This is a genomic window from Pseudomonas sp. B7(2017) (genome assembly GCF_002112745.1).
GTDB classification, from domain to species: Bacteria; Pseudomonadota; Gammaproteobacteria; order Pseudomonadales; family Pseudomonadaceae; genus Aquipseudomonas; species Aquipseudomonas ekonensis.
The window spans coordinates 439,310-456,076 of record NZ_NEIP01000003.1 but is presented as its reverse complement, the minus strand read 5'-3'; the positions used below and the strand labels follow the sequence as shown (position 1 = coordinate 456,076).

Here is a 16,767-nt window from a genome sequence, read left to right as displayed (position 1 = left end):
ACGTCGCGCGGTCATTTGGGGTAGAGCGGCGGCAACCCGCTGTCGCCCACCGGATCCTTCGCCCGCTCAGCCGCCGGAATGGTGCGGATCGCCCGCCACAAGTCTTCGCCTTGCCAGTGCTGGCCGGTTTCGCTGTAGAGCGCGCCGTTGAGGCCGTCTAGGGCATCGGACAGCGGCACGAAGCGGGCGGCCATGTCGGCCAGGGTTTCCGGTTGCTGGCGGGCCCAGGCGTCGAGGGCCTGGCGGGTGGCGTGGGGGTCGTTGGCTTGGCTGGCGCGCTTGATGTCGTCAAGCAGCGTGCGCGGGCTCGGGCCGGTCTGGGCGGCGCGCAGGATCGCCGGTTGCCAGCGGGCCCGCCACCACAGGCCGAAGCCGAGGGCGGTGGTGCACGCCAGGACCAGCGTGCTGAGTTTCCACCACCACAGCGCTTCGCTGTCGGCGCCGCCCGAGGCCTGGGTGCCGGCCGGGGTGTCCACCTGCAGGCTCGGGTTGCTCGCCACTTGCAGGGTGCGCGCCGGCAGGCTGCTGTGTTCCAGGTGATCTTCGAAGGTGTTCCACCAGACCACCTCCACCGTCGGCAGCTCGATGGCGCCGCTGCGGCTGGGCACCAGCGCCTCGCGCTCCTCGCGGCTGCCGGTCAGGCCCCGGTCGCCGCTCTGATTGTTGAGCACCGGTTGGTCCGGATAGCGGCGCAAGCCGTTGGCCTCGGTGGCCGGCAGCGCGGGCAACTGGGAACTGGCCAGGCCTTCGGCCTTGAGGGTCAGGCTGCGGGTCAGGGAATCGCCGACCTGCAGGTGATCCGGCTCCGGGTTCCAGCTCTCGCTCAGGGTCAGGCTGCGGGCCGGCAGCCACGGCGCGTCGGCCGGGTAGGTGATGGGTTTGGGCTTGACCGTCAGCGCCGTCGCGGCGGAGCTGATGCGCATCAGCTTGCCCGGCTTCGGCCCTTGGGTGGAGGTGTCCGCGGACGGTCGCGTATCGACCAGCGTCGCGCTGAACGTCTGCGGGGCGATGCTCAGCAGGCCGCTGTGCTGGGGGTAGATCGCGTAACGCATTTCGATCACGCCGTGGCGCACGCCGTTGATGTCTTTTTCGTAGGTGCGGGTGTCGCCCAGCTGTTCGATGCGCGCGTCGGCGATCTGCAGCGGCGTCAGGCTGCTGTCGTCGTACAGCGACACCGAATGGTAGATGCGCACGGTCAGCACCGCCTGGGCCTGCACGTAGACGCTGCTCTGGTCGAGGCTGGCCTCGATGAACACCGGATCCAGGCTGTCGGCGCTCTCGCGGTCGTCGCTCTCGACCACCTGCACGGTGATCGGCTGGCTCTGCGCGTCGCCCAGCTGCAGCGGCGGAATCACCACGCTGCCGTTGTTTTTCGGCAGCAGGGTGACGATCCAGCGCGTGGTGGCGCGGTTGTCGCCGTTGAGGGTGTTCAACTGGTTGACCTGACGGGTGCCGCGCACTTCGAACTGCGGCTCCAGCGGGGCCAGGTCCGGCTTGCCGAACTGCGTGACATCGTTGGATTCCAGGGTGAGCTCCACCGTCTCGCCGGAGTTCAGGCGCGTGCGGTCCACGCTGGCCGTCAGCCCGGCCGCCTGGGCGGTGGCCGTGCAGATCAGCAGGGGCAGCAAGAGTGCGGTGAAACGGCTCATCGAATGTTTTCCTGATCCTGATGTTGTTGCTGTTCGTACCAGAACTTGCGTCGCAGCAGTTCGCCCGGATCGTCCGGGATCTTGCCCAGCCATTGTTCCAGCGCCTGGCGCTGCTCGCCTTCGAGGTTGTCTTCGGCGGGGCGCAGCAGCGGCGGTGTGGCGTTCTGTTCGCCCTGCGGTTCGCTTTCGCTCAGCTCATCGGTGCCCGGCAGCGGCGGGGCGGTCGGCGGCGGTTCGCTGGCCGCAGGCGGCGGTGCGGTGTCGCTCGGGGATTCGCTGTTGGCCACAGGCGGCGTCGCGGCCGGTGGCGGCGGTTCGTCGCCCGGCAGGTTCTGCGGCGTCGACGGCTTCTGCGGTTCGGCGGGCGGCGGGGCGTTTTTCTGTTTCAGCAGGTTCTCCACCAAGGCCTTGTTGGTCAGTGCCGGGCGCAGGTCCGGTTGGCGCTCCAGGGCTTGATCGTAGGCGTCCAGCGCCGCTTCCAGCTCGCCGCTCCTGGCCAGGGCATTGCCTCGATTGTAGTGGGCGCGGGCGTCGTTGCCTTCGGCGAAGCGCTGGGCGGCGCCGCTGTAGTCGCCGGCCTCGTACAGCGCCACCCCTTGCCATTGCGGATCTTCGAAGTGCTTGGCCGCTTCGGCCGGGCGCTTCTGCTTGAGCAGGTGCAGGCCCTGTTGGTCGGGACGCAGCCACAGGTCTTCGAAATCGAACGCATAGCCGGGCTGCGGCAGGCACCACAGCAGCGGCAGGCAAAACAGCCAGCCGCGGCGCCCGGCGCAGGCGGCGAGCAGCAACAGCGGCAGCAGCAGCCAATAGCCCTGGTCGGCCCAGGTGTCCAGGCGCAGGGTCTGGCCGTCGTCGCGCAGGCTGCGGGGGCCGTCGAGCAGGCCGAGGGCGCGCAGGTCGGACTCGTCCAGGCGGGCGCCGCGGTACTCGCCGCCCACCGAATTGAGAAACGCATTGAGGCCCGCGCCGTCCAGCTGCGGCACGCGGATCGCGCCTTGGGCGTCCTTGAGGAAACTGCCGTCCTCCTGGGCGATCGGCGCGCCTTCGGCGGTGCCGACCCCGAGCATCAGCAGTTGCGGGGACTGCCCGCCCAGCGCCCGGCGAATGCCCAGGCGTTCCTCTTCCGACAGCGACGAACCGATCAGCAGGATTCGCCCCTGGCCCAAGGCGCCCTGTTTGAGCAGGGTCAGGGCCTTGTTCACCGCCAGGTCGGCGCGATGACCGCTTTGCGGCATCAGCGACGGCTTGAGCGCGTCCAGCAGGTTGCGGCTGGTGGCCAGATCATCGGAGAGCGGCACCAGCGTGTGGGCGCTGCCGGCGTACACGACGATGGCGGTCTGCGCGTCGCTGCGCGCCTGCAACAGGTCGAACAGCTTGCGCCGCGCCTGTTCGAGCCGGGTCGGCGGCGAGTCGGTGGCCAGCATCTCCGGGGTCAGCTCCAGCAGCACCACCAGCGGGTCGGCGGGTTTCTGGGTGGTCTGCTCGACCCGCTCCCAGCTCGGCCCGAGCAGCGCGGCGAGGGCCAGCAGCCAGGCCACGCCCAGGGCGATCCACGGCAGCTTGCTGTCGCGCCCGCCGCCCCCGCGCAGCAGGGTGGCATGGAAGGCCGGCGGCAGGATCACCTGCCAGCGCCCGGCGCGCTTCTGCCGGTGCCAGAGCTGCCAGAGCAGCCAACTCAGCAACGGCAGGAGCAACAGCCACCAGGGGCGGAACCAGTGCGGCCAGAACGTGATCATCGACGCCTCCGCAGACGCAGGCGCTTGAGGCGTGCACGCCAGTCAGGCAATGGGCTCTGCAAATACAATTCCTTGCTGAAGAGGCGTTGCAGCGGGTTGTCCGGCCACAGTTCGCGGACCACCAGCAACAGGCTCAGCAGCAGCGCCAGCGCCAGCGGCCATTGATACAGCGCCTGGGCCGGGCGGGCCTGGGTCGGTTGCTGGGCCACCGGTTCGAGGCGGTCGAGGGTGTCCTTGACCGCTTGCAGCTCCTGGCCGTCGCGGGCACGGAAATAACGGCCGCCCGTGGCCTCGGCGATGGCCTTGAGCGCCGGTTCGTCGAGGTCCAGGGTCGGGTTCGCGCCGAGCAGGGCGGTGCTGCCGCTCGACTCGGGGTCGGCGCCGATGCCGATCGGGTAGATTCTCACGCCCTCGCCGGCGGCCAGGCGGGCGGCGGTCAATGGGTCGATTTCGCCGCCGTTGTTGGCGCCGTCGGTGACCAGCACCAGCACGCGGCTCTGGGCCGGACGCATGCGCAGGCGCTTGAGGGCCAGGCCGATGGCGTCGCCGATGGCGGTGTTCTTGCCGGCGATGCCGATCCGCGCCTCGTCGAGCCAGACCCGCACCGTGTGGCGGTCGAAGGTCAAAGGCGCCTGCAGGTACGCCTGGCTGCCGAACAGGATCAGGCCGACCCGGTCGCCGTCGCGGCTTTCCAGGAAGTCACCGAGCAAGTGCTGCACCAGCGACAGGCGGCTGACGTCTTCGTCCTGCCATTGCATGTCGGGGAAGTCCATCGAGCCGGACACGTCCACCGCCACCAGCAGGTCGCGGCCGCTGGCAGCGATCGGCAACGGTTCGCCCAGCCATTGCGGGCGGGCGGCGGCGATCAGCAGAAACAGCCACAGCAACAGGAACGGCGCCTGCTGCCGCCAGGCCGGCAGGTTGGCCCGGGCCCGGCGGCGGGCAAGGCCTTCGAGGTCGGCGAGAAAGCTCACCTTCAGCGCCGGCTCGCCGCTGTCGGCCACCGGCAGCACCAGGCGCATCAGCCAGGGCAGCGGCAGCAGTGCGAAGACCCACGGCCAGGCGAACTCAAACATGCTTGCGGATCCAGGTGTCGACTGCTTGGGTCAGGCCGGCGATGGCCTTGTCGTCGAGCTTGCATTCGGGTTTGTAGGCGCCTTCGACCAGCACCATCCAGCGCGTCAGGCCGGCGGCCGGGCAGCGGTTGTCGAGGAACGCCAGCCATTTGCGGCCGTTGAGGGTGTGGCTCTGGCTGTTCGGGTAATGGTTGCGGCACAGGCGCTTGAGCAGGCCGTTGAGCTGCTGCAGCCAGGCACCGGCGGGCGCGCCGTCATAGGGCTTGGCCATTTGCGCCAGTTCGGCGAGGGCGGCCAGGCGCACCGGATCCAGCGGCAGTTCGGCCCGCACGATCGGGCGCTTCTTCACCGGAATGAGTCGGCGCAGGCGCCACAGGGCGAAACCCGCCAGGGGCAGCAGCAGAAGCAGCAGCCACCAGCCCGGCGCCGGCGGCCAGAAGGCGACCGGTGGCGGGGACATCAGCGGCTGCAGTTGTTCGAGGCCGTTCATCGTGCGCTGCCCGGACGCTGCGGATTGAGGAACTCACGCATCTGCTCGACCATTTCGCTCTGGGTGCTCAGGGGCATCAGCAGTACGCGCAGCTTCTGCGCCAGGAGCTCCCAACGGGCGATCCGCGCTTCGGCCTGGGCGCGGTAGGTCTGGCGCAGGTCGAAGTTGAGGGTGTCCAGCTCCAGTTGCGCACCGCGCTCGGCGAACCGCAGCAGCCCGGCGGCCGGCAGGGCGTGATCCAGCGGGTCGGACAGCGGCAGCAGCAACAGGTCGCAGTGGCGCGACAGCAGGCTCAGTTGCTGTTCGGCGCTGTCGGACAGCACCCGCTCGTCGCAGATCACGATCACCAGGCTGCCCGGCCGCAGCACCTCGCGGGCGCGGCGCAACGCCACGCCGAACGCATCGCGGTCCGGTTCGCGCTCGCTGTGCAGCGCCTGGTTGGCGCGCACCAGCCGATTGAGCAGTTGCAGCAGGCTCTGCTTGCTGCGCCGCGGCTTGATCTCGTAATGCTCGTTGTCGCCGAACACCAGTCCGCCGACCCGGTCGTTGTGGCCCAGCGCCGCCCAGCCGATCAGAGCCGCCGCCTGCGCGGCGAGCACCGACTTGAACATCAGCCCGGAGCCGAAGAACAGCCGTCGGCTCTGCTCGACCATGATGAAGATCGGCCGCTCGCGCTCCTCGTGGAACAGCTTGGTGTGCGGCTCCTGGGTGCGGGCGGTCACGCGCCAGTCGATGGTGCGCACGTCGTCGCCGGCCTGGTAGACCCGCACCTGGTCGAAGTCCACGCCGCGGCCGCGGAACTTCGAATGGTGCAGGCCGATCAGCGGGCTGCGCTGGCTCGGCGTGGAAAACAGCTGCACCTCACGGACGCGGTGACGCATCTCGATCAGCTCGGCGAGGCTGACGCGGATGCCCGGTTCGGACGGCAGGGGGGCGTTCATGGCGGTCAAGCGACGGCAACGACGTCAAGGATGCGCTGCACCACCCGGTCTTGGTCGATGCCGGCGGCTTCTGCCTCGAACGACAGGATGATGCGGTGGCGCAGCACGTCGAACAGCACGGCCTGGATGTCTTCCGGGCTGACGAAATCGCGGCCGGCGAGCCAGGCGTGGGCCCGGGCGCAGCGGTCGAGGGCGATGGAACCGCGGGGGCTGGCGCCGTAGGCGATCCACTCGGCCATTTCCGGGTCGAACTTGGCCGGGTTGCGCGTGGCCATGACCAGTTGCACCAGGTATTCCTCCACGGCGTCGGCCATGTACAGCCCGAGGATTTCCTTGCGCGCCGCGAAGATCGCCTGCTGGCTGACCCGCCGCTCAGGCTTGGTCTCGCCGTTGAGGGCTTCGCCGCGGGCCTGCTGGAGGATGCGCCGTTCGACGGCCGCGTCCGGGAAACCGATCTTGACGTGCAGCAGGAAGCGGTCGAGCTGGGCTTCGGGCAGCGGGTAGGTGCCTTCCTGCTCGATCGGGTTCTGCGTGGCCATCACCAGGAACAGCGGCGACAGTTCATAGGTGCTGCGCCCGACGCTCACCTGGCGTTCGGCCATGGCTTCGAGCAATGCCGACTGCACCTTGGCCGGGGCACGGTTGATTTCGTCCGCCAGCACCAGGTTGTGGAAGATCGGGCCTTGCTGGAACACGAAGCTGCCGGTCTCCGGGCGGTAGATCTCGGTGCCGGTGACGTCCGCCGGCAGCAGGTCGGGGGTGAACTGGATGCGATGGAACTGGGCATCGATGCCTTCGGCCAGCTCTTTGATCGCCTTGGTCTTGGCCAGGCCCGGCGCGCCCTCGACCAGCATGTGGCCGTCGGCGAGCAGGGCGATGAGCAGGCGCTCGATGAGTTTTTCCTGGCCGAGGATCTGCGTTGAAAGAAAGGTGCGCAGCGCCAGCAGCGCTTCACGATGTTCCATCGGTGACTGTTCCTGGAAAGGGTGGCCGCAGACGTTCGGATAACGCCGGGGCTGGGGGCGTTACTTTAATCCATCGCGGGGGGTGGCGACTAACGGCATTTTGCGCAAAGTGCGGGAAATGACCGGGTAACGATCGCATGGGGGGATGGCTGTCACCGCTCCAGTGCGGGCAACGCGGATCAAGCGGACTTCGGCCGTGCACAAAGTCCTGCGGGAGCCAGCCTGCTGGCGATGGCGCCTGCACGGATGCCATCGCCAGCAGGCTGGCTCCCACAGGGGATGTGCGCGATACAGATCCGGGGGGGCAGGCTTGCTCCGGGTGGCGATCCGACGATGGGCCCGCCCTGGCGACTTCAGGCCTGGCGGATGTAAGTGCCGGTGCCGTCCAGAATGTTCTTCAGGGTCTCTTCGACCTCGTCGAGATCCACCATGTCCGGGTTGAAGGTGATCTCCAGCACGTCGTCACCGTTCAGCGCATCGGCATCCGCCGCCGCGATTTCGATCTTCAGCAGGGTTTTGGTCAGGGTGACCTTCACACCTTCCAGGGTCGAAGGGTCGCCATCCAGGGTGATCTCCAGTTCATCCTCGTCCGGGTAGCGGCTCATCAGGAACATTTCGCCCTTGTCGCTGTGGCAGCAGAGCATGGCCATGTTGTCTTCTTCGTCGTCGCACGGATTGACGATGAGCAGGGCGGTGGTCATTTGCATGGGGAGGATTCCTGAGGGGCCGGACGCGATGGGGCGACGAAAAAAACGTGATTCTGCCAGTCCGACGAAGAATCTGCTGCTACATCTTCATTTTTTTTGCCTCTTGCTCAGCCAACGTTCGATCTTGAATCGTGGGATGGAGTACAGAGAAGGAACAAACAAAAAAGGGGTGCCAAAGAGAACATCGCCAAGGCATGAGTCATGCCCCTTACATCACCTTTTTTGCCAGCGGTTCAATGATTCGATAATAGAAACAGACCATGAGCAGGAATATGCACACCGGAGTCAATGCAATGTAAAGCAGTATCGATGATGAAAATAGCGTGTAGAGCAGAAAGTTTTGTCCTGCGATCCTGAGCTTCTCGTTTCGGATCGCCAGGTCGACGGAATTGAAATAAGCCTGGTGTGCGAAAAATAGGCAGAGGAGTAGGAATGCAAAGGCCGTGGCCATTATTTTTATGGCTGAATTGCGCTGCAGGTCTTTCTTTATTGTGTCAATCCTTTTGCAGTTTCTGAACAAAAGGATCGCGCCGGCTATTGGCCCCGTCAGTGCGATGTAATTCGTGGTGATTTTTGAGCTCAGTGGCAGCTTTGAAGACCAGAAGCCGATGTCGTCGACCAGGTAGGCATCGAGGAAATGCTCGAGGGCAGTATGTAGCGGCTCGCCTATGAGCGGGACTATCAAGTTGACAAGCAGCATCGGCATCGTGATTGCCAAAAGGAAAGCCAATGATATTGTCGGCTTTTCTTTTTTTTTTGCATGGGGTTCTCATTGAGTGTCAAGTAAAGCAGGTTGATGGTTTTGTCAGGTTTATAAGTTTTTTAATGATTTTCTCAGGTTAAATAAAGGGGTGCGGAAGATGGATTTGAGTATGCAAAATGGAAGAAAGAAAAAATACAGAAATGAGATGAGCGATTGATGGAATGAATAGAGGAAGGTGTAAGAGCCGAATAGGTTTCCGTATTTCCCTTTGTGTGTTCCAAGATCATCTGGTCTGAAATAAAATATCCATGTAAGAAATATGAATAAAAGTATCATTCCCGCTGCTAGGGCGAGGTATTGTGCAGATGTCAAGGGTTTGCTGTCGTTTGGGTCGGCCTTTACGGTGATGGCCATGTATATCGAATATAGGAAGATGAGTGGGCCGGTTGTCGCCACATAGTTTGCAGCTGCCTTCGAACTGAAGGGAAAGAGAGATGACCAGAATCCAACCAGTCCGAAGAGCCGGTCGTCCAGGAACTCATTGAGAGCAATGTCATTATCGGTCTGCGGAAAAGCAGGCAGCGTGAAACCGATGATGAAAATCGGGGCGCAAAATGTACCGATGATCAACACCGGTAGGGGTATTCTCAACTCTATTGTTTTCATGCGTGATCTCCGTGCAGGCCTCAATTTATAAGTTGTGTGGCCGGAATGAATTGACGTTATGACTCATCCGGCCAACAGGTTTGCGTCGTTATACTTGTGGCGCAGCGTTGAACTGTTCGAGGATGAGGGTGTTGATTGTTTCTACGTTTTTCGCATCAAGAACTGACGCTATCAAGGCAATCAGCAAGCCGACCGCAACGATGCCGAGAACGCTGCTTGCAACAGCAGCCGAGAGTAACTTCGCGGCGCCGATGGCCACCAGCATCCCTGCCCCCATGCCGAGAGCGATGCTCTCAAACTCCAGCAACAACGGCTTCCAATCCCCATCCCGAAAACCAATGATCGTCTTCTCGATCACCGAATGCGCCTGCACGATTTTGCCGGTCACGCCAAACCCTTTGGCCAACCGGTTGACGTTGTCCACGTAGGTCGCCTTGTCCAGCGCGTTCAGGGCATCGACAACGGCGCGGGTGTCCTGCGGGCTGAGCCTGGCATGGGGGTTGTTGCGCACCTTTTCGAACGTCTGCATGGCCTCGCCGTAGCTGCGGATCTTCTTGCCGGAGATGTCCTTCTGCAGGTCCAGCACCACCTGATGCAGCTTCTCGCCGTATTTTTCCAGGATGTAGGTGTTCGCTTCGGCGACGAAGGCCACGGCGCGCTTGTAGTCGTCGATCTGCCTGGCCTGTTCTTCGGCTGCGATCCGGGCCTGCTCCGCCGCCACTTGCCTCGCGTGTTCCTCTGCCTGGCGCTGGGCTTCCTCCGCGCGGCGTGCGGCCTCTGCCGCCTGTTGCTGCGCCAGGGCTTCGGCCTGGCGGCGGGCGATTTCCGCGTACAGGGACGACTGGCGGTTCTGCAGGCTGGTGATCTGGTCGTTGAGGATCATCGCGTTGTAGGTGGCCTGCAGCTTGCCGAGCTGCTTGGTCGTCTGCGTGGCCTTCAACTGCTGTTGGTATTCGGTGTTCTTGCGAAAGAGCAGTTCGTTGACGATGTTGACGGTCCGCGCCAGCCACTCGTCCGGTGTGTGGTGGCGCAAGGGCGGATGGTTGCCGTCGACGGCGTTCAGTTCGTTTTGCAGGTGGGGCTCAAGGTTGTGCTTGCGCGCCAGATAGTCGTTCTGGATGGCCAGGGTGAACCCGTGCATCGGATTGCCCAGCGGGTAGTTCTTGCGGATGTCGCCACGGATCTTGTCCGGGTTCAAGTTGATGAGTTCCCACGTCCCGTCGGCGTAAGTGATGATTCCGGGTATTTCCAGTTGTGGCATGTGCCTGTTCCTTGTGCGGTGAACGCCCGATCCTTCGGGCAAGCGAAGTGCGTCGCGAAAACGTGCTTCGTGTTTGTTTACAAATGGGTTGCCGGTTTTCCATTGATAACATTGCCCTTTGTTTCCAACAAACCGGCTTGTAGGAAAGTGTTGTGTTAATGACGTAGGGCAATTCTTTGAGATTTGTGCGACCGAATAATCTGCAACTAACAAGTTGTTTCTTATCGGTTTTTCAGGTGCCGGCCGGGCAGGGAAGGGCATGGGAAATCAGGCCGAAACCGGACGAAGCACCCAGAGGGAACGAATCGCGCCGGCGCAGTCATTTTTGGCACGGGCGTGCGGCAAAAAATGACGCCGGACAGGCCGGGACGCCCATCCCCTGCTAGTGTTGTCCGGTGCGCAGGCCGCCGTTTACGTGCCGATGACCGAATATGTCGCAGCGCTGCAAGCAGGCACATTGTCGCAGCCATTAAGCTGCGCAACGGATGGGCACCCGTAAAGGCATTGCCGACGGCCCGCACCCGGCGCCCGGCAGTCGTTTTTGCAGATGCCCATCCAATGGAAGGTGAATGTGACCTGAGTGTCTCGTCCAGCTTCACCCACCTGTCACCCTGTTTCCTCTGCCCGAGAATCAGGAACAGGGAGACGGAACGGCCCGATAGGGGGCCATGCAGCATGTGACGCTTTCCATCAATAACAAGCCCAAGCGGAGTACCACAGATGGCGTTCTTCACCGCAGCCAGCAAAGCCGACTTCCAGCACCAACTGCAAGCGGCACTGGCGCAGCACATCAGTGAACAGGCACTGCCACAAGTGGCGCTGTTCTCTGAACAATTCTTCGGCATCATTTCCCTGGACGAGCTGACCCAGCGTCGCCTCTCCGACCTCGCTGGCTGTACGCTTTCCGCATGGCGCCTGCTTGAGCGCTTCGACCACGCGCAACCGCAGGTTCGCGTCTACAACCCCGATTACGAACGTCACGGCTGGCAGTCGACCCACACCGCGGTCGAAGTGCTGCACCACGACCTGCCGTTCCTGGTGGACTCGGTGCGCACCGAGCTGAACCGCCGCGGCTACAGCATCCACACCCTGCAGACCACCGTGCTGAGCGTGCGTCGCGGCGACAAGGGCGAGCTGCTGGAGATCCTTCCAAAGGGCACCACCGGCGAAGGCGTGCAGCACGAGTCGCTGATGTACCTGGAAATCGACCGCTGCGCCAACGCGGCCGAGCTGAATGTGCTGACCAAGGAACTGGAACAGGTCCTGGGCGAGGTCCGCGTCGCGGTCGCCGATTTCGAGCCGATGAAGGCCAAGGTGCAGGAGATCCTCACCAAGCTCGACACCAGCGCATTTGCCGTCGACGGCGACGAGAAGACCGAGATCAAGAGTTTCCTGGAATGGCTGGTGGGCAACCACTTCACCTTCCTCGGCTACGAAGAGTTCGTGGTCACCGACCAGGCCGACGGCGGCCACATCGAGTACGACCCGGCCTCGTTCCTGGGCCTGACCAAGCTGCTGCGCACCGGCATGACCTATGACGACCTGCGCATCGAAGACTACGCCGTCAACTACCTGCGCGAACCCAAGCTGCTGACCTTCGCCAAGGCCGCGCACCCAAGCCGCGTGCACCGTCCGGCCTACCCGGATTACGTGTCGATCCGCGAGATCGACGCCGACGGCAACGTCATCAAGGAATGCCGCTTCATGGGCCTGTACACCTCCTCGGTGTACGGCGAAAGCGTGCGCACCATCCCGTACATACGCCGCAAGGTCGAGGAGATCGAGCGCCGCTCCGGCTTCCAGTCCAAGGCCCACCTGGGCAAGGAACTGGCGCAGGTGCTGGAAGTGCTGCCGCGCGACGACCTGTTCCAGACCCCGGTCGACGAGCTGTTCAGCACCGTGATGTCGATCGTGCAGATCCAGGAGCGCAACAAGATCCGCGTGTTCCTGCGCAAGGATCCGTACGGCCGCTTCTGCTACTGCCTGGCCTACGTGCCGCGTGACATCTATTCCACCGAAGTGCGCCAGAAGATCCAGCACGTGCTGATGGAGCGCCTGAAGGCCACCGACTGCGAGTTCTGGACGTTCTTCTCCGAGTCCGTGCTGGCCCGCGTGCAGCTGATCCTGCGCGTCGACCCGAAAAACCGCATCGACATCGACCCGCTGCAACTGGAGAACGAAGTCATCCAGGCCTGCCGCAGCTGGCAGGACGACTATGCCGCGCTGACGGTCGAGACCTTCGGCGAAGCCAACGGCACCAACGTGCTGGCGGACTTCCCGAAAGGCTTCCCGGCCGGCTACCGCGAGCGTTTCGCGGCGCATTCGGCCGTGGTCGACATGCAGCACCTGCTCAACCTGAGCGAGAAGAAGCCGCTGGCCATGAGCTTCTACCAGCCGCTGGCCTCGGGCCCGCGCGAGCTGCACTGCAAGCTGTATCACGCCGATACCCCGCTGGCGCTGTCCGACGTCCTGCCGATCCTGGAAAACCTCGGTCTGCGCGTGCTGGGCGAGTTCCCATACCGCCTGCGCCACAACAACGGCCGCGAGTTCTGGATCCACGACTTCGCGTTCACCGCGGCCGAAGGCATGGACCTGGACATCCAGCAGCTCAATGACACCCTGCAGGACGCGTTCGTCCACATCGTGCGCGGCGACGCCGAAAACGATGCGTTCAACCGCCTGGTGCTGACCGCCGGCCTGCCGTGGCGCGACGTCGCGCTGCTGCGTGCCTACGCCCGCTACCTGAAGCAGATCCGTCTGGGCTTCGACCTGGGCTACATCGCCAGCACCCTGAACAACCACACCGACATCGCCCGCGAACTGACCCGGTTGTTCAAGACCCGCTTCTACCTGGCGCGCAAACTGGGCAGCGATGATCTGGACGACAAGCAACTGCGTCTGGAGCAAGCGATCCTGACCGCGCTGGACGACGTTCAAGTCCTCAACGAAGACCGCATCCTGCGTCGTTACCTGGACCTGATCAAAGCGACCTTGCGCACCAACTTCTACCAGACCGACGCCAACGGCCAGAACAAGTCGTACTTCAGCTTCAAGTTCAACCCGCACTTGATCCCTGAACTGCCGAAGCCGGTGCCGAAGTTCGAAATCTTCGTCTACTCGCCGCGCGTCGAAGGCGTGCACCTGCGCTTCGGCAACGTCGCGCGTGGCGGCCTGCGCTGGTCCGACCGTGAAGAAGACTTCCGCACCGAAGTCCTGGGCCTTGTGAAAGCCCAGCAAGTGAAGAACTCGGTCATCGTGCCGGTGGGCGCCAAGGGCGGCTTCCTGCCGCGTCGCCTGCCGCTGGGCGGCAGCCGTGACGAGATCGCGGCCGAGGGCATCGCCTGCTACCGCATCTTCATCTCGGGCCTGTTGGACATCACCGACAACCTGAAGGACGGCAAACTGGTGCCGCCGGCCAACGTCGTGCGCCATGACGACGATGACCCGTACCTGGTGGTGGCGGCGGACAAAGGCACCGCGACCTTCTCCGACATCGCCAACGGCATCGCCATCGACTACGGCTTCTGGTTGGGCGACGCGTTCGCTTCCGGCGGTTCGGCCGGTTACGACCACAAGAAGATGGGCATCACCGCCAAGGGCGCGTGGGTCGGCGTGCAGCGCCACTTCCGCGAGCGCGGCATCAATGTCCAGGAAGACAGCGTCACCGTGGTCGGCATCGGCGACATGGCCGGCGACGTGTTCGGCAACGGCCTGTTGATGTCCGACAAGCTGCAGCTGGTTGCCGCGTTCAACCACATGCACATCTTCATCGATCCGAACCCGAACCCTGCCACCAGCTTCGTCGAGCGTCAGCGCATGTTCGACCTGCCGCGTTCGGCCTGGTCCGACTACGACACCAGCATCATGTCCGAAGGCGGCGGCATCTTCTCGCGCAGCGCGAAGAGCATCGCCATCTCGCCGCAGATGAAAGAGCGCTTCGACATCCAGGCCGACAAGCTGACCCCGACCGAACTGCTGAACGCCTTGCTCAAGGCGCCGGTGGATCTGCTGTGGAACGGCGGCATCGGCACCTACGTCAAGGCCAGCACCGAAAGCCACGCCGACGTCGGCGACAAGGCCAACGATGCGCTGCGCGTGAACGGCAACGAACTGCGCTGCAAAGTGGTGGGCGAGGGCGGCAACCTGGGCATGACCCAACTGGGCCGTGTCGAGTTCGGCCTCAACGGCGGCGGCTCCAACACCGACTTCATCGACAACGCCGGTGGTGTGGACTGCTCCGACCACGAAGTGAACATCAAGATCCTGCTGAACGAAGTGGTTCAGGCCGGCGACATGACCGACAAGCAACGCAACCAGTTGCTGGCGAGCATGACCGACGAAGTCGGCGGCCTGGTGCTGGGCAACAACTACAAGCAGACCCAGGCCCTGTCCCTGGCGGCCCGCCGTGCCTACGCGCGGATCGCCGAGTACAAGCGCCTGATGGGCGACCTGGAAGGCCGCGGCAAGCTGGACCGCGCCATCGAGTTCCTGCCGACCGAAGAGCAACTGGCCGAGCGCGTGGCCGAAGGCCATGGCCTGACCCGTCCGGAGCTGTCGGTGCTGATCTCCTACAGCAAGATCGACCTCAAGGAGCAGCTGCTCAACTCGCTGGTGCCGGATGACGACTACCTGACCCGCGACATGGAAACGGCGTTCCCGCCGACCCTGGTCAGCAAGTTCTCCGAAGCCATGCGCCGTCACCGCCTGAAGCGCGAGATCGTCAGCACCCAGATCGCCAACGACCTGGTCAACCACATGGGCATCACCTTCGTTCAGCGGCTCAAGGAGTCCACCGGCATGAGCCCGGCGAACGTGGCCGGCGCCTACGTGATCGTGCGTGACATCTTCCACCTCCCACACTGGTTCCGTCAGATCGAAGCGCTGGACTACCAGGTGCCTGCCGAAGTGCAGCTGGAGCTGATGGACGAGCTGATGCGCCTGGGGCGCCGCGCCACCCGCTGGTTCCTGCGTGCCCGCCGCAACGAGCAGAACGCTGCCCGTGACGTCGCGCATTTCGGTCCGCACCTGAAGGAGTTGGGCCTCAAGCTCGACGAACTGCTCAGCGGCGAGATCCGCGAGACCTGGCAGGCCCGTTACCAAGCCTACGTCGAGGCCGGTGTGCCGGAGCTGCTGGCGCGCATGGTGGCGGGAACCTCGCACCTGTACACCCTGCTGCCGATCATCGAGGCTTCCGACGTGACCGGCCAGAACCCGGCGGACGTGGCCAAGGCCTACTTCGCCGTAGGCAGCGCGCTGGACATCACCTGGTACATGCAGCAGATCAGCGCCTTGCCGGTCGAGAACAACTGGCAGGCCCTGGCCCGCGAGGCGTTCCGCGACGACGTCGACTGGCAGCAGCGTGCGATCACCATCTCCGTCCTGCAACAGGGCGACGGCTCCCAGGAGGTGGAAACCCGCCTGGCGCTGTGGATGGAACAGCACGACGCGATGATCGAGCGCTGGCGCGCCATGCTGGTGGAAATCCGTGCCGCCAGCGGCACCGACTACGCCATGTACGCGGTGGCCAACCGCGAACTGCTGGACGTGGCGCTGAGCGGCCAGACGGTCGCACCGGCCGCCTCGGCCCGCAACGCCGAGCTGGAACCGGCCTGAGCCGTAGCTGAATGAAAAAGCCCCGCTCTCGCAAGAGGCGGGGCTTTTTCATGCCTGCGGTTTGTGTCGCCTGATCGGGCCACATCGCCAGCAGGCTGGCTCCCACATGGGTTTTGCGTTGCAGGCGAATCCCTGTGGGAGCCAGCCTGCTGGCGATGAGGCCACCGAAATCAGTACAACTTTTGAGCCTGCCGGGTATCCAGCATCGACACACTGTCCGCCGCACCGCCCAACAAGTCGCTGAGCGACCGGTCGAACTTCTGCAACGCCCGCACTTGAACGTCCTGCTGTTCATGGATATCCGCCACGATGTCGTCGGTGCGCTTGTAGTCGGCCCACAACGGACTCAAGGCCTTGGCATCGGTGCCTTTGGCCGTGCCGATGTAGTTGAACTGCGCATCGTAGAAGTCCGCGCTGGCGTCGGTACGGATGTCGGAGCTGCGCGAGGTGATCAGTTGGCTGCGGGTCTCGATGATCGCCGTCACGTCGGGCTTGGCCGCCCGCAGGCTCTGCATGTCCGGGTAGACGGTCACCGAGCCGAAGCGGCGTTTGAGCGAAGCGGTCATCCAGTCCACGGCCATGTCCGGTTTCGAAGTGGCGACGTAGGCGTCGTGGATCGGCTGCACCAGCAGGCTCTGGCCGAAGCCGGTGCCGGCGTTGGCCTGGTAGTCGCGCAGGTATTGGCGGTTGGTCTGGGTGCCCGGGCTGTAGACGATGCCGAGGGACACGTCGGCGCCGCTGGGCACCCGGGTGGCGCCGCTGCGGCCCACAGGGTGGGTGAACAGCGTGTCGAGCGAGGATGCCGAGGGCGGCGCGGTGGGCACCGAGCAGGCGGAGAGGGCCAGTACCGAGATCGACAACGTTGCGGCAAACGCAAGTTTCATGGTGGTTCTCCCGTGAAACAACTTCGGTTCGAAGAGTTTAAAGTTGCCGCGCTGAACGGCAGTTGAACCAGACTAA

12 protein-coding genes are annotated in these 16,767 nt (G+C 64.1%); 1 reads left to right on the top strand and 11 read right to left on the bottom strand.

Features of this window, described 5'->3' with window-relative positions; translation table 11 throughout:
• Window positions 1-11: 11 nt before the first annotated feature.
• The 10 genes from CAG29_RS08460 to CAG29_RS08415 all read right to left on the bottom strand — a co-directional run bounded on the left by CAG29_RS08460 (window position 12) and on the right by CAG29_RS08415 (window position 10,194).
• Window positions 12-1,649 (bottom strand): BatD family protein, encoded by a 1,638-nt coding sequence (locus tag CAG29_RS08460; protein ID WP_085694228.1) that lies wholly within the window; start codon window positions 1,647-1,649, stop codon window positions 12-14.
• Window positions 1,646-3,385 (bottom strand): VWA domain-containing protein, encoded by a 1,740-nt coding sequence (locus CAG29_RS08455; protein ID WP_085694226.1) that lies wholly within the window; start codon window positions 3,383-3,385, stop codon window positions 1,646-1,648. Before CAG29_RS08455 ends, CAG29_RS08460 begins: the two co-directional genes overlap by 4 nt.
• On the bottom strand, window positions 3,382-4,461 hold the full coding sequence (locus tag CAG29_RS08450) for a VWA domain-containing protein (protein ID WP_085640522.1): 1,080 nt from the start codon (window positions 4,459-4,461) through the stop codon (window positions 3,382-3,384). Before CAG29_RS08450 ends, CAG29_RS08455 begins: the two co-directional genes overlap by 4 nt.
• The gene (locus CAG29_RS08445) at window positions 4,454-4,951 is read right to left on the bottom strand and encodes a DUF4381 domain-containing protein (RefSeq protein ID WP_085586887.1); all 498 of its coding nucleotides are present in this window, start codon (window positions 4,949-4,951) and stop codon (window positions 4,454-4,456) included. The genes CAG29_RS08450 and CAG29_RS08445 overlap by 8 nt, the downstream gene beginning before the upstream one ends.
• On the bottom strand, window positions 4,948-5,892 hold the full coding sequence (locus CAG29_RS08440) for a DUF58 domain-containing protein (RefSeq protein WP_085586888.1): 945 nt from the start codon (window positions 5,890-5,892) through the stop codon (window positions 4,948-4,950). Before CAG29_RS08440 ends, CAG29_RS08445 begins: the two co-directional genes overlap by 4 nt.
• A 5-nt stretch (window positions 5,893-5,897) precedes the next feature.
• Complete coding sequence (locus tag CAG29_RS08435; RefSeq protein ID WP_085586889.1) at window positions 5,898-6,857, bottom strand: MoxR family ATPase; 960 nt, start codon at window positions 6,855-6,857, stop codon at window positions 5,898-5,900.
• A 353-nt stretch (window positions 6,858-7,210) separates the two neighbouring features.
• On the bottom strand, window positions 7,211-7,564 hold the full coding sequence (locus CAG29_RS08430; RefSeq protein ID WP_085586890.1) for a hypothetical protein: 354 nt from the start codon (window positions 7,562-7,564) through the stop codon (window positions 7,211-7,213).
• Between the two features lie 208 nt (window positions 7,565-7,772).
• Complete coding sequence (locus CAG29_RS08425; RefSeq protein ID WP_139831482.1) at window positions 7,773-8,264, bottom strand: hypothetical protein; 492 nt, start codon at window positions 8,262-8,264, stop codon at window positions 7,773-7,775.
• Window positions 8,265-8,375: 111 nt separating this feature from the next.
• Window positions 8,376-8,933: a hypothetical protein gene (locus tag CAG29_RS08420; RefSeq protein WP_085633373.1), complete on the bottom strand. Its 558-nt coding sequence runs from the start codon at window positions 8,931-8,933 to the stop codon at window positions 8,376-8,378.
• 88 nt (window positions 8,934-9,021) lie between these two features.
• Window positions 9,022-10,194, bottom strand: a complete 1,173-nt coding sequence (locus tag CAG29_RS08415) for a colicin-like pore-forming protein (RefSeq protein ID WP_139831481.1) — start codon at window positions 10,192-10,194, stop codon at window positions 9,022-9,024.
• 720 nt (window positions 10,195-10,914) lie between these two features.
• Here CAG29_RS08415 and CAG29_RS08410 point away from each other — a divergent pair.
• Window positions 10,915-15,807: an NAD-glutamate dehydrogenase gene (locus CAG29_RS08410; protein WP_085586893.1), complete on the top strand. Its 4,893-nt coding sequence runs from the start codon at window positions 10,915-10,917 to the stop codon at window positions 15,805-15,807.
• A gap of 170 nt (window positions 15,808-15,977) precedes the next feature.
• On the opposite strand, the gene CAG29_RS08405 is transcribed toward CAG29_RS08410, so the two are convergent.
• Window positions 15,978-16,691, bottom strand: coding sequence for an ATPase (locus CAG29_RS08405; protein WP_085586894.1), 714 nt, complete (start codon window positions 16,689-16,691; stop codon window positions 15,978-15,980).
• Between the last annotated feature and the right edge of the window lie 76 nt (window positions 16,692-16,767).